The organism is Desulfotomaculum sp. (assembly GCF_982386235.1).
Genome location: NZ_CEVWQM010000033.1, coordinates 17,405 through 38,768 on the forward strand (window position 1 = coordinate 17,405; position 21,364 = coordinate 38,768).

General features: G+C 44.1%; 22 protein-coding genes and 2 riboswitches. Of the genes, 2 read left to right on the top strand and 20 right to left on the bottom strand.

Translation table 11 applies throughout. From position 1 onward, the window contains the following. Nucleotides 1–26: 26 nt before the first annotated feature. The 16 genes from AC1U9Z_RS15925 to AC1U9Z_RS16000 all read right to left on the bottom strand — a co-directional run bounded on the left by AC1U9Z_RS15925 (nt 27) and on the right by AC1U9Z_RS16000 (nt 14,233). On the bottom strand, nt 27–917 hold the full coding sequence (locus AC1U9Z_RS15925) for a Ppx/GppA phosphatase family protein (protein ID WP_479958314.1): 891 nt from the start codon (nt 915–917) through the stop codon (nt 27–29). 70 nt (nt 918–987) lie between these two features. Next, nucleotides 988–1,368 carry a S1 RNA-binding domain-containing protein gene (locus AC1U9Z_RS15930; RefSeq protein ID WP_333529322.1) on the bottom strand — a complete coding sequence of 127 codons (381 nt, stop codon included), beginning with the start codon at nt 1,366–1,368 and terminating at the stop codon, nt 988–990. Between the two features lie 98 nt (nt 1,369–1,466). Then, nucleotides 1,467–1,910, bottom strand: coding sequence for an FtsB family cell division protein (locus AC1U9Z_RS15935; RefSeq protein WP_333529323.1), 444 nt, complete (start codon nt 1,908–1,910; stop codon nt 1,467–1,469). Next, the gene (locus AC1U9Z_RS15940; protein ID WP_333529324.1) at nt 1,907–2,143 is read right to left on the bottom strand and encodes a helix-turn-helix transcriptional regulator; all 237 of its coding nucleotides are present in this window, start codon (nt 2,141–2,143) and stop codon (nt 1,907–1,909) included. Before AC1U9Z_RS15940 ends, AC1U9Z_RS15935 begins: the two co-directional genes overlap by 4 nt. Before the next feature lie 198 nt (nt 2,144–2,341). Next, nucleotides 2,342–2,902, bottom strand: coding sequence for a spore cortex biosynthesis protein YabQ (gene yabQ / locus AC1U9Z_RS15945; protein WP_333529325.1), 561 nt, complete (start codon nt 2,900–2,902; stop codon nt 2,342–2,344). A gap of 28 nt (nt 2,903–2,930) precedes the next feature. Continuing rightward, a complete protein-coding gene (gene yabP / locus AC1U9Z_RS15950) occupies nt 2,931–3,215 on the bottom strand; it encodes a sporulation protein YabP (protein WP_333529326.1) in 285 nt (94 codons plus the stop codon). Between the two features lie 286 nt (nt 3,216–3,501). Then, on the bottom strand, nt 3,502–4,455 hold the full coding sequence (locus AC1U9Z_RS15955) for a SpoIID/LytB domain-containing protein (RefSeq protein ID WP_479958315.1): 954 nt from the start codon (nt 4,453–4,455) through the stop codon (nt 3,502–3,504). Between the two features lie 167 nt (nt 4,456–4,622). After that, entirely contained in the window at nt 4,623–4,877 is a 255-nt protein-coding gene (locus tag AC1U9Z_RS15960; RefSeq protein WP_333529328.1) for an RNA-binding S4 domain-containing protein, read from the bottom strand. 16 nt (nt 4,878–4,893) lie between these two features. Continuing rightward, the gene (locus AC1U9Z_RS15965; protein ID WP_333529341.1) at nt 4,894–5,214 is read right to left on the bottom strand and encodes an HU family DNA-binding protein; all 321 of its coding nucleotides are present in this window, start codon (nt 5,212–5,214) and stop codon (nt 4,894–4,896) included. A gap of 13 nt (nt 5,215–5,227) precedes the next feature. Continuing rightward, on the bottom strand, nt 5,228–6,760 hold the full coding sequence (yabN, locus tag AC1U9Z_RS15970; protein WP_479958316.1) for a bifunctional methyltransferase/pyrophosphohydrolase YabN: 1,533 nt from the start codon (nt 6,758–6,760) through the stop codon (nt 5,228–5,230). A gap of 71 nt (nt 6,761–6,831) precedes the next feature. Further along, nucleotides 6,832–7,392 (bottom strand): stage V sporulation protein T, encoded by a 561-nt coding sequence (gene spoVT, locus AC1U9Z_RS15975; protein WP_333529330.1) that lies wholly within the window; start codon nt 7,390–7,392, stop codon nt 6,832–6,834. Nucleotides 7,393–7,525: 133 nt separating this feature from the next. Next, complete coding sequence (locus AC1U9Z_RS15980) at nt 7,526–8,560, bottom strand: peptidylprolyl isomerase (RefSeq protein WP_333529331.1); 1,035 nt, start codon at nt 8,558–8,560, stop codon at nt 7,526–7,528. 62 nt (nt 8,561–8,622) lie between these two features. Continuing rightward, entirely contained in the window at nt 8,623–12,132 is a 3,510-nt protein-coding gene (gene mfd, locus AC1U9Z_RS15985) for a transcription-repair coupling factor (protein ID WP_479958317.1), read from the bottom strand. Nucleotides 12,133–12,295: 163 nt separating this feature from the next. Then, nucleotides 12,296–12,715 (bottom strand): hypothetical protein, encoded by a 420-nt coding sequence (locus AC1U9Z_RS15990; RefSeq protein ID WP_479958318.1) that lies wholly within the window; start codon nt 12,713–12,715, stop codon nt 12,296–12,298. A gap of 139 nt (nt 12,716–12,854) precedes the next feature. Continuing rightward, nucleotides 12,855–13,472, bottom strand: a complete 618-nt coding sequence (pth, locus tag AC1U9Z_RS15995) for an aminoacyl-tRNA hydrolase (protein ID WP_479958319.1) — start codon at nt 13,470–13,472, stop codon at nt 12,855–12,857. A 128-nt stretch (nt 13,473–13,600) separates the two neighbouring features. Then, nucleotides 13,601–14,233, bottom strand: a complete 633-nt coding sequence (locus AC1U9Z_RS16000) for a 50S ribosomal protein L25 (RefSeq protein ID WP_479958320.1) — start codon at nt 14,231–14,233, stop codon at nt 13,601–13,603. A gap of 114 nt (nt 14,234–14,347) precedes the next feature. On the opposite strand from AC1U9Z_RS16000, the gene AC1U9Z_RS16005 reads away from it, so the two are divergent. Together AC1U9Z_RS16005 and metE are read left to right on the top strand one after the other, a co-directional pair. Beyond that, on the top strand, nt 14,348–15,358 hold the full coding sequence (locus AC1U9Z_RS16005; RefSeq protein ID WP_479958321.1) for a PRC-barrel domain-containing protein: 1,011 nt from the start codon (nt 14,348–14,350) through the stop codon (nt 15,356–15,358). Nucleotides 15,359–15,558: 200 nt separating this feature from the next. Further along, nucleotides 15,559–15,692, top strand: a riboswitch (cobalamin riboswitch). A gap of 40 nt (nt 15,693–15,732) precedes the next feature. Beyond that, the gene (metE, locus tag AC1U9Z_RS16010; protein ID WP_479958322.1) at nt 15,733–18,027 is read left to right on the top strand and encodes a 5-methyltetrahydropteroyltriglutamate--homocysteine S-methyltransferase; all 2,295 of its coding nucleotides are present in this window, start codon (nt 15,733–15,735) and stop codon (nt 18,025–18,027) included. An 83-nt stretch (nt 18,028–18,110) separates the two neighbouring features. Here metE and AC1U9Z_RS16015 read toward each other — a convergent pair whose 3' ends face one another. The 4 genes from AC1U9Z_RS16015 to AC1U9Z_RS16030 form a co-directional block, all read right to left on the bottom strand. Beyond that, nucleotides 18,111–18,530, bottom strand: a complete 420-nt coding sequence (locus AC1U9Z_RS16015) for a ferritin family protein (RefSeq protein WP_333529338.1) — start codon at nt 18,528–18,530, stop codon at nt 18,111–18,113. Nucleotides 18,531–18,637: 107 nt separating this feature from the next. Continuing rightward, nucleotides 18,638–19,381 (bottom strand): UPF0280 family protein, encoded by a 744-nt coding sequence (locus AC1U9Z_RS16020; RefSeq protein WP_479958323.1) that lies wholly within the window; start codon nt 19,379–19,381, stop codon nt 18,638–18,640. A gap of 1 nt (nt 19,382) precedes the next feature. Further along, a complete protein-coding gene (locus tag AC1U9Z_RS16025; protein ID WP_333529342.1) occupies nt 19,383–19,784 on the bottom strand; it encodes an NIL domain-containing protein in 402 nt (133 codons plus the stop codon). Nucleotides 19,785–19,804: 20 nt separating this feature from the next. Beyond that, entirely contained in the window at nt 19,805–21,004 is a 1,200-nt protein-coding gene (locus AC1U9Z_RS16030) for a homocysteine biosynthesis protein (RefSeq protein ID WP_333529340.1), read from the bottom strand. Nucleotides 21,005–21,100: 96 nt separating this feature from the next. Then, nucleotides 21,101–21,209: riboswitch (SAM riboswitch) on the bottom strand. Nucleotides 21,210–21,364: the final 155 nt, after the last annotated feature.

A 21,364-nucleotide genomic window follows, 5' to 3' on the forward strand; every position in this document is an offset into this window, starting at 1 on the left:
TCATTATTGGTAGGTTATTCCAGTTTTTATTGCGACAATTCCTGATATAATTCTAAAATCAACCCCTGCAAAATATCACTTTCGGAAACGATTAAACCCGCTAAACTCAGGCCTTCCACAACATTTTTAACAATCGTAACTCCCGCCGGAATAATGTCGGCTCTTTGGGGTTGCAGGCCAACAATCTTTTTCCTATCTTCTAAATTGGTTTCTAGCAACAGCTTTAGCAGGCGCTTAATCTCCTCTGTTGTTAGAAAATAACCGTGTACCAATTCCGGTTGGTATGTGACGGAACCTAAAGACATGGCAGCCAGAGTCGTTGCTGTTCCTCCCACAGCCACCAGGGAGACGTTTCCCTTTAGCTGGTCTTTTATCTTGCCGAGGGTCGTTGCCATAATTTCTCTCATGTTTTCTTCTGAGTAGGCTCCTTCTGTCATGCGAACTGCCCCCAGGGGCAAGCTGACATAACGAATCCCTTGCTCATTTTGCCAAATAAATTCCGTACTTCCGCCACCTACGTCCAATACCACTGTATTTTCCCCAACCAGAGGCAACCCGCTCAGGACACCATGATAGCTGGCTGCAGCCTCCTTTTCGCCGGAATAAACCTTAACTTGCAAACCGGTTCTGGCTAAAACCAGTTGCAAAAATTCATCTTTATTACCGGCATCTCTCACCGCACTGGTGGCAGCCAAAATAATAGCCCTCGGGTTATGGGTTGCTATTTCACCCAAGAAAGCCTCAATGGCCTCCACGGTCCTTTCCATGGCCTCAATTAGCAACTTTCCATGATTAATCCCCTGGCCCAGCCGAGTGGTCATGAGACCACTTTTAATCAAGGATAGGCCATCATTTTCTACCTCCGCCACCAAAAATCTGGTGGAATTTGTCCCGATGTCGATACTGGCAAGACGCATAATTTTACCCCCGTCCTTAATAAATAAGCATTCCCTAAAAAAGGGAATGCTTATTAAATACACTATGCATTTAAAATTTTGAGCCTCGTCCGCCTCTTTTAGAATCGGTCTGCCTTTTAAGGTCAGATAACCTTTCGTCACTGTCTTTCATAAATTTGGCCAGCTTATCTTCAAAGGAAGGTTGGAATCTTGGTTTACGGCTGCTGCCTCTGGGTGCAGCCGTAACTTGTTTTATGGATAAACCAATCTTCCCCTTTGGGTCTACAGATATGATCTTTACCTTTACCTTGTCATTAACCTTTAAGAACTCATTAATGTCCTTAACATAGACTTCAGCAACTTCAGAAATGTGCACCAACCCGGTCTGGCCCCCGGGCAATTCAACAAATGCACCAAAATTAGTAATCCCTGTTACGACTCCCTCTACAATACTTCCTTGTTCCAAAGCCATTTACTTGCAAGTGCCCTCCTTAATTGGCAAACCAACTTTTACTTAGTAAAAGTATATTGTAAGAGTGTTATAAGTGTCAATACATGAAAACCTTTAAATCAATCATAGATATTTTTATACTTTACTTCAAAAGCGGCATTATTGTTATTTGCAGCAGCGTTACCCTGCTCAACTGCGGTACTGCCCTGTTCGGATTGAGTCGGGATAACTAAGGTTTCTCCCGGTTTAACAAGCCCCAGCTGTTCCCTGGCAGCCTGTTCGATATAGGAGTCTGACTTAATTTGTTTAATTTCATCCCGCAAGGCCTCATTACGACTCTGTAACTCTGCCACCTGACTTTGTAAGGTTTTCATACTGCTTTGCATATTATCCACACGGGTGAATTGATTAAATAGGGAAAAGGCCATATAACTAACAAAGGCCACCGAAAGAAGCATCATTACCTTACCACTTCTTTTTCCTCGACGCCCCTTTTGCCCCTGTTCGATATTGTTACTGTGAAGTTTAAGTTCTGTCACCTTTCCTTTTCCAGTGGAAATCATTCATTCATGTCCTCCTCTTCCTCCGATCCAAATAAGCCCAAGCTATCCCCAGGAATAACGATAACTACTTGATACCCTTTTGATTTGGCCCGGTTATATAAGGTAGCAACCGTGTTGGGGCTAAGCTTTAGCTTGGCTGCAATTTTATCAGTAGAATGCCCCATTTCTTTTAGAGTTACTACTTGACGTTCCCGGAAACTTAGTTTTTCTGCACCTCGTATTTCCAGTTGCACCCGGCCTGACCCCCGACCATAAATACACAATTTATCCACAGGATATACACATGTTGTGTACAATCTTATTACAGTTTCATTACAATTTTACTACAAACAAAGATTTTTACCAGACCAATTTGGGAAAAAGATAGCAACAAATTAATTAAGAATGCGACAAAGGTGACAGTTCTCTCTTGCCAGAGAGATCCGTCACCCCTATTCTTTCTTCTTGTACTCAAATATGGGGAATATCGAAGTTATTCTATGCCAAATGCCGCCTTTTATTAACCTTAGGGGTTTTCTAAATAATCTTGCCAGGATTTTTTTAATCATTGATAATCCTTTGCCAATGATATTAACAAGAAAAACCAAAGGCACGGTTATAATTAAATAAAGTCCTTTAAAGGGTAAACATATTATTCCCCAAATAAATGAGATCGTTTTTAAAAGACCTCGCCATATTTGATAAATTGCTTTAAATATCCATTGAATCAGCTTGGTCGTGCGACGGCTAAAAATATTTATGTAAAGTATGGCCCCCAGGGCTAACCCCAGTAAAACATAAAGACGAACTTCACCCCAGTTTCCCAGTAAGAGCAATATAAAAACAATACCGGTCAGGATAAGCCAGAATAAAATATCCCCCAGAGCAGTTCCCATCTTGCGCAGCCCTAACGTGCCCCTGATTACCTTGTACAGGTCATAACATAACCCTGCCACCATACCAATGGTTATTGTCAAAACAAAGTAAAAAAACTGATCCTGCAAGGGAACCACTCTTTGCACCACCTGTCTCATTCGTTTACTATTTAAGTATTCGGTTGATTAAACCCTTACCCCTGGACTTATTCCCCCGGGTGGATTTACCCTCGATATATTCTAAACCATTAATATAACCTTCCACCACCAGACTCCCCTCATCTAAATTGAGATGAGTAATATGCATTCCTTCACCCCTAAGTTGCAAAAAGCCCATATTGGTGTCCAGCGTTATCTCTTGTTCATCAAAACTGCCTACATGCTGTACCCCTTCCAGTTGTAATGTCTTACGCCCCTCGATGGTTAAAACATGTTTCTTATATTCCTCCATAGTACCCCCCCGTTCACCTTTTCAGCTATCAGCCTTCAACCTTCAGCTTTTGGTGTTCGATATAACCATGCCTGTGCGTTACCATACGGCCATGGGCCTTGAGCCTTGGGTGTTTGATGGGCTGGTTCATGGGTCACGGAACAACACAGGGGTCGTTCCCCTTGTCAACCTCATAGGGTCTGGCTGAAGGCTAAAGGCTGATGACTAATTAAATATATGCTCAGCCAACGGTCCTTATTACAAATTAAAACAACCCACTGGCATCAGTAGGTTGTTTACAGAGGAATTATTTATATAACTTTTCAATGTTAATATCTTTAAAATAAAACTTTATAATGTCTTGGGGTGAGGTACCTTTTTCTGCCATATTTTTAGCACCCCATTGGGACATGCCCACTCCATGGCCGTAGCCTTTTCCGGTTAGAACTAGATTTCCATTTTGTACTGCAACATTGGTTAGAAACATTGATCGAACCTCCGTACTGCCCATCCCTAACCGCATAGCGGGTCCCCCAACAACTGCCTGGTTAATTTTCAGCTTAACCGTTCTGCCAGAGGGACCCTTCTCTGCAATGCTGGCGGATGTTAGCGTCCCTGGGTCTGAACCAACTGCACTTTTGATAGCTTGCTGTACCTTGTATCCAGGGATGGTGGCAGTCCAGCTTTGAATTTCTGGTAAAGTGTTCTGAATAGACATGGGATCATCTACATTGGCCTTAATGTAGGGAGTGGGTGTTTTAAAGTAAGCCAAACCCTCTGCTGCACTGGCTGTTTTGCCACCATTGCTGGCAGAAAACCAGGCCTTAATGTATTTTCCTTGGTGGGTAATAACTTGTCCCCTGGTTTTAGCCACAGCCTTTTTAACATTCTCATTAATCCTAGAAGGATCATAGGCCTGGGATTCCTCAACACTGGTTGATACATCCGTGCCATGGAGTTTCTTCACTCGGCCGGACTCAATATTCTCCATGGTAAATGTACGGGCTAAGATAGCCTGGGCAGCCAAAGCATCGGTGGGCCAGGCTGGCTCCATTTCTGCTGCCACAACCGCCGTTACATACTCCTCCAGCTTGATTTGTTGCTTTTGCCCGGTCTCGTTATTATAAAGACTAATGGTTGGCTCCTCCTTAAAACGATGCGGTACTGTTTCTTCTTGTGGTTTTTTGGCGGCTTGCTGACAGCCTAAAGTTATACTCACCAGCAGAAGCAAGGTCAGCAATAACAAACTTTTTTTTCGCAAACGAATCCCTCCATTTCTGTTTGCTATATTTTCTGCCGCCAGAAACAAAAATATGCTATGGACACAAGGGGACGGTTCTTCTGTGTTGTTTGTAAACAACACAGAAGAACCGTCCCCTTGTGTCCCTGCAATTCAATATAAAAAGGGAGTGTCGGTTACGACACTCCCTAACATGATCCTTGCTCAATAATCTTATAAAGACTGGCTGCTTCCTTTGCCGGAACAGTTTCTTTAATCTCTAAGATTTCAAAGCATGTTTTTCTTGAACCAAAACTGATCTCTACCTTATCTCCTGGCTTGACCTCAAGGCTTGCCTTGACCACTCGGTTGTTTACTTGTACATGACCACTATCACATACTTCTTTAGCCAGCGTGCGTCGTTTAATAACCCTAGAAACCTTAAGGAACTTGTCTAATCTCAATTTTGAGCCTCCAAAACTATTCTACAGGGAGGTCCGCCACAGCATCCTTTAATGTTTTGCCGGCTTTAAATACTGGCACTCTCGTGGCGGGGATTTGAATGGTTTCACCCGTTTGGGGATTACGACCTTCACGGGCTTTGCGGGGCTTTGACTCAAAGGTACCAAATCCCACCAGCTGAATCTTATCCCCTTTCGCTAAAGACTCTTCAATGCAACCAAGAACAGCGGTAACTGCCTTTTCGGCATCTTTTTTACTTAATTCGGTTTTCTCTGCAACTGCAGTAATTAGTTCGGCCTTGTTCAAATAAGGACCCTCCTTGAACTCAGAATAAACTATCTTTGCTATTTCGCTATTTTATTAGCTTTTCCTCCCTGGAAGCAAATTTTTCCTCTTCTTTTTCTTGTTTTTTATGTATTTTTGCCTCTTCCCACCACAGATCCATTTGCTCTAGGGTTAATTCTGATAATTTTTTCCCTGCTTGCACTGCCTGTTGCTCAATAAACTGGAATCTATCTATAAATTTGTTGGTGGCTAAAGAAAGGGCATTTTCGGAATCAACCTGAAGCAATCTTGCCAGGTTTACTACAGCAAATAGCAGATCCCCTAGTTCCTCAGCCACAGCCTGTGTTTCGCAGTCTTTTTTGGCCTGAAGCACTTCCTGTAATTCTTCCGTTACCTTCGCCACCGCCCCATAATAATCCGGCCAGTCAAAGCCGATGCGGGCAGCCTTTGCTTGCACCTTGCTTGCTCGCAATAATGCTGGTAATGCTCTGGGAATACCAGCTAAATATGGCTGTTCCTTGGCCGTCCCCCCTTGCTCCTGGGACTTAATTTTATCCCAATTGATCAATACTTCTTCGCTGTTTTTCACATGGATTGACCCAAAAACATGGGGATGTCTGCGCACCATTTTTTCGACTATCGATTGAATAACATCATTGATATCAAAATGGTCCTTTTCATTGGCAATTTGTGCATGAAAAACGATTTGTAGTAATAAGTCTCCCAATTCTTCACAAATTTTATACATTTCCCCTTGCTCAAGGGCCTCTAATACCTCATAGGTTTCTTCAATTAGATAAGGTTTCAGACTTTCATGATTTTGCTCCCTATCCCAGGGGCAGCCTTGTTCCCCCCTTAGGTTTTGCATAACTTCAACCAGCGGGTCCAACGGAAATAGGCAAGCAGCAGCAGCAGACGCGGCCACATTCGTTGGTTCAATATATAAACTGGTTAAATGATCAATCCAATCTAAACGATCTAATTCATACAGCGGAATCCGTTGTATTCTTTCCTCCTTGGGTATTCCTGCCGCACGCACAACGGCAATCCTATGTTCATCTGGGTAATATTCCATTAGGCTTAGTTTGGTTTCTCCGGCGATCATTCTGTCGTAAATTTGTGTCACAACGGTACCCACTGTGGGATCCGGTTTTTGTTCTTCCAAACGCAAGGCATCAATAATATGTATTCCCTTCGATGGATCTAGGCCAAGGGCCAACCACATAGCATCTAGAAAACTCATGGCAGGCACGATCTTAATGCCTATTCCCTTGGCTGCTGCCAACTCCGTCACCCTGCGTACGGTATCCTCAGCTACCATGGGATGCCCTGGCACGCCATAAACAATCGATTGCCTGGTTGCTGCCTCCACCAACTCCTGAGCAATATTGGCATACACCTCTTCAAAGGTCTCGCATCTTTCATAATGGTGATCCAAGGCAAAAAACTTTATCCCCTTTTGTTTTAACCAATCAACAGTTGGGTGAATTTCCGTTCGTAAATAAACGGGTGATCCATCATTCAGTAATTCCCACACCTGCAGCGGCAACACACCGGGATCACCTGGTCCCAGGCCAACAATGGTAATAAACTTGTCCATTTTTTAATCCCACCCTTCTTGATATCCGTTTTAAAGAAAAAAAGGGCCTTTTCGGCCCGTTTGCTTCTGTTTTATTGTTCCATTTGTTTGGCAAGAAAACCAGCAGCAGTCTCAGCTAATTTTAGCTCCATTTCTCCCATTTTAATGTCGGGGTCTTTCGATGCTAGAATAACTGCGCCAATTGGGTCTCCCTCGGATATAATGGGTGCAATTACTTCCGAAGAGTATTTACACTCGCCATCCTCAGTGATGCCGCATTCTTTACAATGGGGATCATTGCCTGGTGTGTTAATCACAACAGCCTTGCGATCTTCCATTACTTTTTCTACGTTGGGGCCAATGGGTTTATTGATAAACTCCTTTTTAGGAGCCCCAGCCACGGCAATGATGGTATCCCGGTCTGCGATGCAAGCAATGTGGCCTAAGGCTTCATATAACGAATCAGCGTATTCTTTTGCAAAATCACCTAATTCTCCGATGGGTGAGTATTTTTTAAGAATTACTTCACCTTCACGGTCAACAAAAATTTCGAGGGGATCACCTTCTCGAATCCTCAATGTCCTTCTAATCTCTTTTGGTATAACAACTCGACCTAAATCGTCAATACGACGAACAATACCCGTTGCTTTCATAATAAGATTCCTTCCCTCCTTTTTCTGCATAATCTACGCGGATTAACTTTCATTGATAGTATATAACGGGAGGGAAGGTGTTATTCATAATTTTCCATTGTTAGAAGTTTATTTTCGGGTTTTCGTTTTTTAGCTATTTTTTTGACGAATCCCCTGTTTCTGGGGCTAATTTATTATTTACCTTGGCATTTTTTCTCAAATCACCAATGAATTGGCTAAATTTGGCTTGTTTTGCCTGGGCTTCTAATTGGGCTTCGATGCCTTCTTTTACTTCTGCCAGTGTTTTGGTAGAAGCAGGCGTAACTTGTTCAAGTTTAATAATATGATAGCCATAGGAACTCTTTACCGGCTCCTTGGTAACCTCCCCGGGCTGCAAGGCTACGGCAGCTTTTTCAAAGGCTGGATCCGTGGTGTTGGTACCTTTATCAATGGTATAGCTGCCGCCATTTTCCCTGGTCCCCAAATCATCTGATTTTTCCCTGGCCACAACAGAAAAATCCCGGCCCTTTTGGGTCACTTCTGCTAAAGCCAATTTGGCAGCCTGCAGGGCTTCCTGGTCATTTCGTTGGGGAACCCCAGGCGTGTCACTATCAATGGCAAATAACATATGCTTTACTTCCAGGCGTTCTGGGGTACCAATTGGTTCCCGCTGCTTATTCTCATTATAAAATGCAGAAATTTCCTCTTCGGTCGGTTTTTTTACATCGGCGGTTACCTTCTCATATAGCTTCTGAGAGGATTCCTCCAAAACGATTTGCTCTTTTAGGTCTGCCTCGGTAATTTTATTGTCTTCCAGGGCCTTGTTATATTCCTCTTCATTGCTGAAGCCCTCTTTTATTTCGGCTATTTTCTTATCAACATCTTCTTTGCTTGGCATAAGCTTTTGCTTTTCAGTTTCTTGTAAAACCAATTCTTTGGTAATCAAATCTTCCAAGATATTTTGCTCCAACTGGGCCTTCATCTCTTTATTTTGTTCTGCACCTAAATCAAATCCTTGTTGTTTGTATCTCTCAAATACTAAGTTTGACTGCTTGTCCAATTCCTGGCGGGTAATATCCTTCCCATTAACGGTGGCTACTACGTCAGCCTTATTATTGGCACAGCCTGTGACCAAGAGCAACAGGCTAACAAGTACCGGAATCCAAATCCGCAAATATTTATTTTTCACTAACTCAGTTCCCCCTTTTACATGATATGGCCATTATACAACGATCAAGAAAGGCCGGCAAGTTATTTCAGCCGGCCCATAAAGCTCTCTAATTGCTCTAACTTTCTAAGGGATAGATCACCTTTATCCTTGGTCATAAGCTTTATCTCAAATCCATCCGTGGAGGTATGAAACTTAACATTATTCTTATACTTCTCACTGACCGACACCAGTTTTTCCCCGTCTAAGGGAGCATCCGGCACGAAAAGCAAGCGGAAATTTCCTTGGGAGCGACTAATACTTTTAATCTTAAGCTGTCGTCCCATAATTTTTAACTTGGTGACCTGTACCAGACAACGTACACTGTCAGGCAAGTCCCCATAGCGATCCACCAGTTCCTCTTCCAAATCGGAAACTTCATCGAGTGTACCCATGGCCGCTAAACGGCGATAGAGTTCTACCTTCTGGTTGCCATCCGGCACATAGGTATCCGGAATATAGGCCTCCACCGGGAGTTCCACCGAGGTATCGACATTTTGCTCAACCTTTTGCCCCCTGGCTTCCTGCACGGCTTCCTCCAATAGGCGACAGTACAAATCAAAGCCCACCTCTGCGATATGACCATGCTGTTGTGCTCCTAAAATATTGCCTGCTCCTCGAATCTCCAAATCCCGCATAGCAATCTTGTAGCCGGAGCCAAACTCGGTAAATTCCCGGATGGCAGATAACCTTCTTTCACTAACTTCCGTAAGCACCTTATCCCGTCTAAAAAGAAAATAAGCGTAGGCCAACCGATTTGTCCGCCCAACCCTGCCCCTTAACTGATAAAGCTGGGATAAACCAAAGTGATCCGCATCCTTAACAATGAGCGTGTTAACGTTGGATATATCCAGACCGGTCTCAACGATGGTGGTACATACCAACACGTCATATTCCCCATCCATGAATTCGATCATAATTTGTTCCAGTTCATCTTCTTTCATTTGACCATGGGCTACACCAAGTCTGGCTTCCGGAACTAAATTTTGCAGCCAACCAGCAATGCGGTCTAGGTCAACGACCCTATTATGGACAAAATAAACCTGCCCGCCCCGATTTAATTCACGTCTGATGGACTCTCGAATTAATACCGCATCTTCTTCTAAGACATAGGTTTGGACTGGGAAACGTTCCTCTGGGGGCGTCTCCAAAAGACTAGTGTCCCTTACCCCCACCAGTGACATATGCAGCGTCCGAGGAATGGGAGTAGCTGATAGGGTTAATACATCAACATTTTTACGTATTTGCTTAAGCCTCTCCTTATGACTAACCCCAAACCGTTGTTCTTCGTCCACTACCAACAACCCTAAGTCTTTGAAAACAATATCATCCTGAACTAAGCGATGGGTACCAACCACAATATCTACCTCCCCCAGGGCAAGGCCAGCCAGCACTTGCCGCTGTTCCTTGGGGGTACGGAAGCGAGATAACATTTCGATCCGGATAGGGTAATTGGCAAACCTCTCCCGAAAGGTATTGTAGTGTTGCTGCGCTAAAATGGTCGTTGGAACCAGCACCGCAGCCTGCTTGTTATCCATTACTGCTTTAAAGGCAGCCCTTAGGGCTACTTCTGTTTTGCCATAACCGACATCCCCACAGAGCAGCCGATCCATGGGTCTTACCTTTTCCATATCTACTTTTACCTCTTCAATGGCTCTCAACTGATCCGGGGTTTCTTCGTAAGGGAAGAGGGCTTCAAACTCTGACTGCCAGGGAGTATCCTTGGGGAAAGCATGCCCCTGGACAGTCTGACGGGAGGCATAAAGGTTCAATAATTCCTCAGCCATATCCTTTACTGCCTCACGTACTTTAGCCTTTGCTTTGGACCATTCCGTACCACCCAAACGCGATAACTTCGGATGATCGGATTCTGCCCCCAGGTATTTTTGGAGCATGGCAACTTGATCCGTTGGGACATAAAGTTTATCCTCACCTGCGTATTGCAGCTGTAAATAATCCTTTTGCAAGCCCCCTATATCTAAGGTAATTACTCCTAAATAACGCCCTATGCCATGATTTACATGAACAACATAGTCTCCCGCCTTTAAATCCGCCAATGGTTCCATTTTGCCGTCGGGGCGGGAACGCTGCTTGCGTGCTTTTTTTCGCTGACCAAAGATCTCTGCATCTGTAATAACCACCAGGCGCCCAGATATCAGCTCAAAGCCATTGGCCAAGTGGCTCACCGTAATGACCACATTGCCATCTCTTACTTCATTATCCAGTTGTTTTACCCGAAAGGCATCTATTTTTGTGTCTTTTAATGTTTGCAGCAGACCGGCTGCCCTTTCCTCAGAAGAAACCAGCAAAACAATGGCATAGCTTTTACGGCGCCAGTGTCTAATTTCATCAGCCAAAACCTCCGCATGGCCCAAAAAACTATGCATTGCTTTAGCCGGAAAATTTACCACATTTTGTATTCTAAGATACTGGGGATTCCTTGGTAAAAAGGAGCAGAAGATTGCCTGCCTTCGTTCGATGGCTGCTAACATTTGCCGCCATTCCAAATAACTATTAAAATGCCCCGGCAAAACCTTCCCTTTGCCTAGCAAATCGGTGTAGGTTTCATTTCTTTCTTTGAGAATGGTTTCGGCTACTTCTTTAAAGCGCACAGGGTCATCCACTAATACAAGGGGCTCTTCGATAAAATAATCAAATAAGGTCACTGGTTCTTGATAGAAGTGATAAAGCAATTGTTCCATACCATCAAAGGGTATTCTCCTGCGGATTTGCTCTAAAACCATTGCCCCTTGGGAGGAAAGCTGATGTACCGCATCGACAGAACCGGACCGATGCAGTTTCTTTAGCTGGTTTTTGAGCTCTAGTTCATAACTTGCCTCGCACTTTTGCCAGATCTCGGGATTCACGATCAATTCACGACAGGGAGAAATGCTAATGTCATTTAATTTGTCCAAACTACGCTGATTCGCCACTTCAAAGTGACGAATAGAATCCACTTCATCATCAAAAAACTCGATCCGTACTGGCAGATCCTCGGTCATGGGATAAATATCAACAATCCCACCCCGACTAGAAAACTGTCCTCTGCCCTCCACCAGATCGACTCTCTCATAACCCAATTCCACCAGGTTCAAGAGCAGCTTTGCCAAATCTACCTGTTGGCCCAAGGATAATTTTACCCTGGCCTGGCGGAAAACCTCCAGTGGCGTCAACCGGCGCAACAAAGCCTCCACCGAGGTAACCACCACCATCGGTTCCCCGTCTGATAGTTTTTCCAAAACCCGTAACCGCTGAGCCAATACCTCGTTGCTATGGGCTAGCACCTGATAAGGCAAAAGCTGCCAAACTGGAAAGGGTTGGACAGAAACCCCAGGCAATAAGGAAACTAAATCATCCAGCACAATGCCCGCTTCCGTCTCACCCGGTGTGACCACTAGGGTCGATCTCCTGGTATGGGAAAGCCCGGCAAATAAATAATTGCGCTGGGAACCAGCCAAGCCAAAAACCATTTGCTGATTTAAGCCCTTCGCCAATCCCTGCAGTAAGTTTTGATATTCAATTGTTAACTCCAACGGCCGTAATAATCCGTTCATTTTATCTCCTGAATCATGCCCCTGGGGGACTATTTTATTTCGGTAACTAAATAAAGTACAGAAAATAGCTTCAGCCCGGCTGGACCTAAGGGGCTCCCTTATTCCACCAGGCAAAAAGATAAACTTTTCCTACTTTCCTATGTTGGCCAATTATACTCCGTCATTATTCCCTCGTCAAGCTGGTTTGTTTACTATAGTATAGTATGAACCAATTCCAGGCGGTATGTACCAGATACGTCACAAACAAAGCTGCCAATAAATTACTCACCGCATAAACCCTCGCCGTCAACAAACCAAATAACCCATGGGCCGCCACCGCCATCCCAGCCGCCCCAACTCCCCTTGCACCCCTGCGTTTCATTTCCACCAAAGCCTCCACCACACCAAAACCGATGTGCGTATAAACCAGAGCTGCCCCCAGCATAACTGCCCCCAGAGTCTTAGCCAATTCCTCCACCAACGGTGTCAAAAAAGCAATCCCCCGCCCACCTAAGGAATTGATTACCCACCCGTTGATTACCCACGAAACTCCGGCGGCTAACAAGGATGCAGCTATGTAATTAAGTGGTGCAATATCTGTCATTGTAGAAGACACCTCTGCTTTTTCCTAGACAGCACGACAATAGCAAAATGGCCCTAGGCCTTATAAGTACATAGGGAAGATACCCCTCCATACTAGCAGGTGCTATCGTTATCCCCCCCACACCAACCCCGCAACCAAACTACTCTACCTGGGAACTTCCCTGTGCCTCCGATTGCTCTTCTTCCTTCTTCTTAGTCTTAGCCTTCTTATTATACCTATTCATAACCACCGAAGTCCCTTCCAATACCCAAACCCTCACCGCCTCAACAGCAGTCTCAATCGCCGGCCCAATGGACTTGGCCTCTTCCTCGCTGATTTTACCCAACACATGACCCACAGCCCCATAGGCAGACCGCCCAATGCCAACCCTCATGCGGGCAAAATCCTGGGTGCCCAATAACTCAATAATATTTTGTAAGCCCCTTTGTCCACCGGCACTACCATTTTTGCGAATACGCAAAGTCCCTGGGGGTAAATCCATATCGTCCACAATAACCAGTAAATCCTCTAGGGCTAGTTTATACCAATTCATCAAGGCAACCACAGACTGGCCGCTTAGATTCATAAAGGTTTGAGGCTTCGCCAGGATGACCTTTTCTGGCCCAATATTAACTTGGCCAAGCAAAGCCTTGTGCTGCTTCTTTTCCGCCCTGACACCCAAACTAGCTGCCAATTCATCAACAACCATAAACCCGATATTATGTCTGGTTTGGGCATATTCTCCACCGGGATTTCCCAAGCCCACAATTAATTTCATTCAACACTTACCTCCCTTATCGAAGGTATTTTACCCCAGCTTTTGTATCAAGGCAATAGAAAGAAGGGTTATCCCGTGTCATTCTAGGGATAACCCATTCCTTTAGCAATTCAATCAAATCGTCTCGTTTATTCCTTTTCAATCGTTTTAGCTTTAGCCTCCTGTTCAGGTTCCGGTGGCACCTCTGGCTGGCCGGCTGGCTCCGGTGCCTTCATGGTGGCTAAACCTACCACGGTTGTGTGTTGATGATCTAAAATCCGAACAGCCGCAGGCACGTTTAACTCACTTACCGAGATGACATCACCAATTTCTAAACCGCTAATATCTACCTTAATTGCTTCCGGTATTTCATTGGGCAGGCATTCAATTTCCGCACTACGCAAATCATGCTGAATTACTCCACCCAATGCGACACCCTTGGGAGTACCTACCAACTGAATGGGAACGACCGTCTTAATTTTGGAGTCTATAGAAACTTGCTGAAAATCCACATGCCTTATCGTGCGATCCACCGGATCCATCTGTAAACTCTTTACCATTACAGTCTGTTTGCCACCGTTTACACTCATATTAATAAGCGTGTTTCGTCCGGTTCCAGAACTAAGAATTTTCTTTAAATCTTTGGCGTCAACGGAAATACTCATGGACCCCATTTCTTTGCCATAAACTACACCGGGAACACCACCGCTTTTTCTAATTTGCTTAGCAATCGATTTTGTATCTGTTTCTCTCACAGTTGCATTTAACCTTGAACCTGTCATAAAATTACCCTCCCAACTAAATATGTCCCTATTATTCCCTATTTTTGGTCATATCAAACAATGCCAGGGCATAAAGATCAATATAATGAGTTTGATGTAAAGGGGGGCCTAATAATGCGCAAGAGCAAAAAATTTATTGGTATGCCGATCATCAGTCTTGCCGAGGGCCAGGAAATGGGTGCAGTCAAGGGGTTAGTTGTAGATCCGTTTCAGCAAAGGATAGCCGCCCTAATTATAGAGCAAAAAGGTTGGTTTAAAGATCAAAAATTTGCTCCTTATGGTAAAGTACGCAGCGTAGGTGCCGATGCCATCACCATTGATCAAGGAGCAATCGTTGAAAAGGGTACCAGCCTGCCAGACATTTTAAAGCTTTACAAAGAAAGAATTAACATCATCGGCAGCAAAGTTATCGCAGAAAATGGTTCCGATCTCGGGGAAGTAGATGAGTTTTATGTTGATGAAATAAGTGGTCAAATCGTTGGCCTGGAGATTAGCGGCAACTTTTTAAACAGCCTATTTAAAGGTAAATCCTTTATGGAAATTGCCTTTGTTAAGACCATTGGTAAAGAATTAGTTGTAACGTCCGTGGATGCCTTAGAAAACTTGGTTAAAGTTGATGGCGGTTTACACGAAACCGTTAAACAGCTCAAAGACAGTACAAATCACATCTGGGAAAGCACGGTACAAAAAACCAAGGAAATTAGTACGTTAACGAAAGAAATAAGCAGCAAAAAGGTGGAGGAAATTGAAAGCAAAACGAAAGATCTCGGAGAAACGCTACGTGAACGGGTTAAGAGAAAAAGTAAAGACGACCCCATCGAAGACGATGTTGTCATTCATGATTTGCCGGCAGGCACCCTAAGATCAGAGGAAGAAGCCTTAAACCGCCAAGAGGTTATCCAGGACGAGGTTGTTATTCAAGATTTACCGCCAGGCTCACTACCACGCCAGACCGAGGAATTAACCCGTGTTGAACAGATAGAAGATCTCGTTGAAATCCATGAATTACCCCCCGGTGCTTTACCCCGCGAAGAAAATCCCAGCGAGGATGAAAGCGGGGATGAACAAGAAGCGATCGAGGAGCCCATCGTACCAGAAGAAAATACAGAGATTAAAAAAGAGTAGTCCTCCGCTTTCTTGCTGTATTTGATAGTTGCAAGGCTAATTAGGTCCCTGGGCCATGAGCCTTGGGCCTAAAAGGTTAAGGGCTGACAGCTAACACGAAAAGGTGTCTGATCTTCAGCGCAAAACTGAAGCTCAGACACCTTTCTTTAGCCCAAGGCAGGTGAATTTATTCGAAGGCAGCATACTATCAATGTATAGACAAACATTGTAGGATACTCTATAATTATTAATCAAATTACCGCAAATGGGGAAGTCCGTGAGAATCGGACACAGTCGCGCTACGGTAACGGAAGGCTGTTTTGGCAAATCCGGAGTCCGAGTACCATGGTAATTTGCTAATTTTTTGTCGCGCAAACAAAAAAGGAGGAATTACTTTGTACACAGGAGCAGCCACTTATGTAGTCGGTTTTCCGAGAATCGGCGAACAGAGAGAACTGAAAAAAGCCCTTGAACATTATTGGGATCAAAAAATCCGTTTTGCAGAGCTTGCCGATCGGGCAAGAAAATTACGTCGAAGACACTGGTTACATCAAAAAGAGGCTGGTATCTCTTTTATTAGCAGCAATGATTTTAGTTTGTATGATAACATGCTCGATACAGCAATGATGTTAAATGCAATACCGGAAAGATTTCGTACCATCCACAACGAACAAGAGCTTTATTTTGCTATGGCCCGCGGAACGAGTAACGCTGTGGCGCTGGAAATGATGAAGTGGTTTAATACCAATTATCACTACATTGTCCCGGAACTTTCCGATACCATGGACTTCTCATTAAATGCAGATAAAATAATCAATGAGTATTTAGAAGCAAAAGAATATGGCATCCGCACAAAAATTAATTTGATCGGACCCATAACCTTTTTATCTCTTTCCAAACGTGTTGATCGTAATCCGGATACCTTGGAACTACTCCAAAGAATTTTGCCTTGTTACGTTTCTCTGCTTAAGAAAATGGCTTTTCTTGATGATGAAGTATACATTCAATTTGACGAACCAATCGTCGTAAAGGATCTGGACAAAAGAATCCTTGAACTGTTTTACTTATCCTATAAAGAATTAGCCAACGTGGATAGCAGGCTTAGACTGATCGTCATGACTTATTTTGATCATGCGGTGGAAGCCGTAAAAACACTGTTTGATATTCCGATTTATGGTATCGGACTGGATTTTCTATACGGACCGGAAAATCTAAAAATTCTGAATTGCCTGAACGGTAAAAAACTAATTGCAGGCATTGTCGACGGAAGAAATATTTGGAGAAATGACTATCGAAGTACCTTGACTTTACTTGAAAATATAGAAAAACATGTAAAAAGGGAAGATATCATCCTTTCCACCACCTGTTCTCTATTACATGTTCCTTATTCTTTGGAACATGAGAACCAGCTAGACAAAGAGATTAAGTCATGGCTGAGTTTTGCCCGGGAAAAACTTGAAGAACTATCGGATCTTGCCAAGTTATTTTTTATTGAAAGGGATTCTGAGGACCACCCATCCATTTTAAAAGATAATCAACGTATATTTATAACAAAACAACAATCACCTAAAGCAATAAACCCTCTGGTTCGAGGGAGAGTATGTTGCATTGAAAAAAAGGAACGAGTAGGCTCTTTTAACGACAGGAATGACATTCAGCGGAGAATACTCAATCTTCCTCTGCTTCCGACAACAACCATTGGAAGTTTTCCTCAAACCAATGAGATTAGGAAACTGAGACGGGATTTTAAAAATAACATTATTTCTCAAGCAGAATATGATAAAGGAATTAAAAAACACATTGATACCTGCATACAATTTCAACTGGATATTGGGCTGGATGTTTTGGTACATGGCGAACCAGAAAGAAATGACATGGTGGAGTACTTTGGTGAACAACTCTTAGGTTTTATTCTCACAAAAAATGGCTGGGTGCAAAGCTATGGCAGCCGTTGTGTAAAACCTCCAATTATCTATGGGGATGTCAGCAGACCAAAACCAATGACCATTCATACAATCCGATATGCCCAAAGCAAAACCAATAAAATTGTCAAGGGAATGTTAACCGGACCTATAACCATTCTTAATGGGTCCTTTTGTCGAAATGATATCGAACGATCTGCTGTCTGTGAACAAATTGCCTTGGCCATTCGGGATGAGATTCATGATCTTCAAAATGCTGGCATCAAGATTATTCAGGTTGACGAAGCCGCACTCAAAGAAGGGTATCCCCTACGAAAAGAAAAAGTTGCTTATTATGAAAATTGGGCTGTTAAATCGTTTAAATTGGCTGTTAGTTCGGCTGCCTTAGAAACGCAGATCCATACCCATATGTGCTCTAGCGATTTCAATGATATTATCCATACCATCGAGAAAATGGATGCCGATGTTATTACCATTGAAACCTCAAGAAGCGGTAATAAACTGTTGGCTGTTTTTTCGGCCCAAGGATATGATAAAGAAATTGGACCCGGCATTTATGATATTCACTCTCCCAGGGTTCCCTCCACAGAGGAACTGGAAGAGAAAATCAGACAATTAATGTGGGTTTTGCCTCCGTCCAAACTGTGGATTAACCCTGACTGCGGCCTCAAAACTCGTAAGTGGGATGAGGTAAGAGAAAGTTTAACGAATATGACCATGGCAGCACATCATATTCGGTCAGGATTACAAATGCTGATGCTTGTTTAACGGACCTTACTTAAAATAAAATTTAATTTAGTAATGATTATATTTAAAAAACAGGTTTCCCCGTCGGGGAAACCTGTTTTTGCTTAAAACTCTTCCATTAACTTTGCCACGGCTGCACTGTGGTGTCCTTCTTCTCTGGCCATCCGTTCAAAGATAAACTTCTTATCCTGTTGTGCTTTAAAAATATCTGCCATCTGATTGTACATTTTAGCTGCGGCATCTTCCCGCTGTATGGCAATGGCTAAAACTTCCTTCGGGGTCATTTCCGGGTTTAATTCGCCGGCTTCCTCAAAGCCATCAAAATAGACTTGTTCATTGATCGGTTCACCGGATTTTAACCAGAGCAGGTAATCTAAATGATCCTTTTCATCCTGAGCTAATTTCTTTAATACCTTCTCGGTTTCTGCCAGCTTTGCCTTGGCTGCCATTGCATTGTAAAATTTATAGCTGCTCTCCTCCGATTTAATGGCTACATCTAAAACGTCATTAATTGTTAATTGCAAAACCATAACCCCCTTTAGTTATTATCTTTACCCCATTGTAAACTATATAGGGGAATTTTTCCATGACAAAATTATTGAATTTTTCTTGCAATAGAATAAATATACCCCTAGCCCATCGGCACCAATTTGATCTGCCCCCAGGCCGCCAGCTTTTCTCCTTTGATGGCTACAGCACCGAATATCCCCTTAACCGAGGCAGCAAAATCCACCGCCCTTTGGACATCCTCTTCGCTTTGCACATAATTGCCCGCCGCAGTGGCCACTGCATCGGCCAGGGTTGTTGAGGCAGATAAAATAATCACTGCATCGGATTTGCCAAAGCTTAGGGAATGACCCACCGTGCCAGAGGAGGTGCAAATCCCCAATGGGGTTTGCCCGGGTTGAATTTCCAGGGCAATTTTATTGCTAAAGGGGGAGGTCCCAGCAAAAACCCCTACCCTTCGTGTAAGGGAGGATTTAATAAAGATATCCCCTCCGTTTTCCACCACGACATCCCGGGAGCGACGGGCCAAGGCTTTCCCCACCACCTGGGAAAATGCACCTGCCACAGCAGCCATGGGGCCAACTCCCGCCAATTGGGCCGCTTTCGCCATATCTACGGCAATCTCCGGGGCCCCTGGCAAAAGGGTGTGAGGTTCCAGTGTGGTTCGAAAAACAGGATCTCCTTTAATATATTCCGCCAAAAGTAAGCGTTGCTCTTTTATTAGTTTTTCCACCCAGCCGATCAACTGGGGGGTAAAACGGTCCCGCCGCACACCTATATCCAGATCTGTCTCTTTAACTCCTACCTGGAAATGGATCAGGTCTCCCTGTCGATGCAACTCACGATAGGTGCGCTCGGTATAATCCATGTTATATTCTTACCTCCATCGCCCGAACCGGACATACTTTTAAGCATTGTAAGCACACTACGCATTTGTTCCCATCAAACTGTACTTCCATGGAGGGGCGGTCTATAAAGAGTGCCCCGGCAGGACAGTGACCTGTGCAAGCCCCGCAACTTATGCAACGATCATCATTGCGAACCACTTCCTGATTAAGGGGATGCACCGAAATGCCCTGTTGACGCAGATACTCGATGCCCTCCTCATATCTTTCCCCCCAAAGGTCCAAAACAAGCGTCCCTTCGAGGTGAGGATTAATTTGTGCCTTGAGAATATTTACCACCAGGTCATAATCCTTCACTAGGTGGTAGATGATCGGTTGATCAGAGGTTGCTGCTGTAAAACGCAAAACAATTTTATGAGGCGACATCTTGTTCGACACTCCTTCCATTACTTAATCTCCAAGGGTTTACCGGCTAGCCCTGCAGCAGGACCAGGCAGAAGCTGCACTGGTTCACCCAGCAAAAAGTCCCCTTTGCTAATCCAACTTTTTAATTGACCAGCAATTTCCCGAGCTTTGGGGTAACTTGAAAGGGGTGCCGTAGGTACTTCTTGGCCAGCCACCGTAATTTTCCCTGATTTCAATTGGGCATAGGAGACTAAGCCCAAATTACCTCCCACCCGATTGGGGTAGGCTTCACTATAATCAACCACCGGAGCATGCAGTTCTTCATCGGCTAAAGCAGCATAGCGTAGTATTTCTTCGTTAAGTATGGGGATCGGTATGCCCAGACCTACGGTTAGCGTAGCACCATAGCCCAGGAAGCTTGCTCCCCTTAGCCACTTTGTTTTCATTTGCTTAAGGTCTCCTAAGACCGAAAGGGTTCCGCCGGCTGAGCCCACCACATTTCCTTCCTGATCCTTGAGCCAACCGGGAAAATGCTGGGTACCATTCCAAACCACATAGCCGATCCCTCCGCCCAGGAAGATCCTCGTTCCTACCCCAATGGTGGCAAAATTCGGATCCTTCATCAGGGGACTTAATTGTCCCGAGGTAGAATAGTTGGCATTTCCTAATCGGGGCTTCAGGGTTCCCATGTAGGTATGGATGGTTTTATCACCAATGTTAACAGCACAGTTATAATTTTGGTAACCATTGCGAGGGTTAAATAAAATCGCCTCGTTGATGTCATTTAAGGTAATGGTTGTTTCTATCTCTCTTCTCGGGTAACAATCCGTACCATAGGATAATGCCCTCAATTCGATGGGCTTCCCTGCCACTAAATCCTCTATCACATGCCCGCCACCGTAGCGAAATTCACCCGGGTAATCACTGTTAGCTGGATCCTCTTCAGGAATTTCCGTGGCCCCGATATAGGCATCCACTGCAGCAATACCGGTATAGGCCGGCACATTATTCAGTGAAACCTTTGACATTCTCATCCGCGGAGAAGAATGCCCAAAATTTAAAAATACACCAGAAGAGCACATGGGTCCAAAGGTACCAGTGGTTACCACATCCACCTCTGCAGCGGTTTTAGACAATCCCTGCTCCCTCACCTTGCCAATTACTTCTTCAGCGGTCAATACCACTGCTTTGCCTGCCTTAATGCGAGCATTAATCTCAGCATAGGTTCTTTCAACAGCCATTTCATAATCCCCCTTCTGCGCTCTTCCGTACCACAAAAACAAATAAGCCCCTTCCCAACAGAAGAGGCTTTATCCGCAATCACGGTTATAGCTTACCTCTTATCTGTCAGAAGAATATCTTCTGCAGGAATTAGCACCTGTCCGGATATTACCGGACGGTTGCTGGGTTTCATTGGGCCAGTCCCTCCACCTCTCGGGATAAGAGCGCATATTTAATTAGTTATTAAGTAAGTACTAGTTTAGCAATGCCCGTTTACATTGTCAACAGATTTTTTGCCACCAGCCCCAGCTTTTTGCGTTTTTGGGGCTGACCTTGGGCCGTAAGCCATGAGCCATGGGCCTTTGTGCATGTTTTGCTTA

Excerpts from the sequence above, each read along its gene's own strand:
- AC1U9Z_RS15925 (WP_479958314.1), bottom strand. The coding sequence starts at position 917 with ATGCGTCTTGCCAGTATCGACATCGGGACAAATTCCACCAGATTTTTG.
- AC1U9Z_RS15930 (WP_333529322.1), bottom strand. The coding sequence starts at position 1,368 with ATGGCTTTGGAACAAGGAAGTATTGTAGAGGGAGTCGTAACAGGGATT.
- AC1U9Z_RS15935 (WP_333529323.1), bottom strand. The coding sequence starts at position 1,910 with ATGATTTCCACTGGAAAAGGAAAGGTGACAGAACTTAAACTTCACAGT.
- yabP (WP_333529326.1), bottom strand. The coding sequence starts at position 3,215 with ATGGAGGAATATAAGAAACATGTTTTAACCATCGAGGGGCGTAAGACA.
- yabN (WP_479958316.1), bottom strand. The coding sequence starts at position 6,760 with ATGGACAAGTTTATTACCATTGTTGGCCTGGGACCAGGTGATCCCGGT.
- spoVT (WP_333529330.1), bottom strand. The coding sequence starts at position 7,392 with ATGAAAGCAACGGGTATTGTTCGTCGTATTGACGATTTAGGTCGAGTT.
- mfd (WP_479958317.1), bottom strand. The coding sequence starts at position 12,132 with ATGAACGGATTATTACGGCCGTTGGAGTTAACAATTGAATATCAAAAC.
- AC1U9Z_RS15990 (WP_479958318.1), bottom strand. The coding sequence starts at position 12,715 with ATGACAGATATTGCACCACTTAATTACATAGCTGCATCCTTGTTAGCC.
- pth (WP_479958319.1), bottom strand. The coding sequence starts at position 13,472 with ATGAAATTAATTGTGGGCTTGGGAAATCCCGGTGGAGAATATGCCCAA.
- AC1U9Z_RS16000 (WP_479958320.1), bottom strand. The coding sequence starts at position 14,233 with ATGACAGGTTCAAGGTTAAATGCAACTGTGAGAGAAACAGATACAAAA.
- AC1U9Z_RS16005 (WP_479958321.1), top strand. The coding sequence starts at position 14,348 with ATGCGCAAGAGCAAAAAATTTATTGGTATGCCGATCATCAGTCTTGCC.
- AC1U9Z_RS16020 (WP_479958323.1), bottom strand. The coding sequence starts at position 19,381 with ATGGATTATACCGAGCGCACCTATCGTGAGTTGCATCGACAGGGAGAC.
- AC1U9Z_RS16025 (WP_333529342.1), bottom strand. The coding sequence starts at position 19,784 with ATGTCGCCTCATAAAATTGTTTTGCGTTTTACAGCAGCAACCTCTGAT.
- AC1U9Z_RS16030 (WP_333529340.1), bottom strand. The coding sequence starts at position 21,004 with ATGGCTGTTGAAAGAACCTATGCTGAGATTAATGCTCGCATTAAGGCA.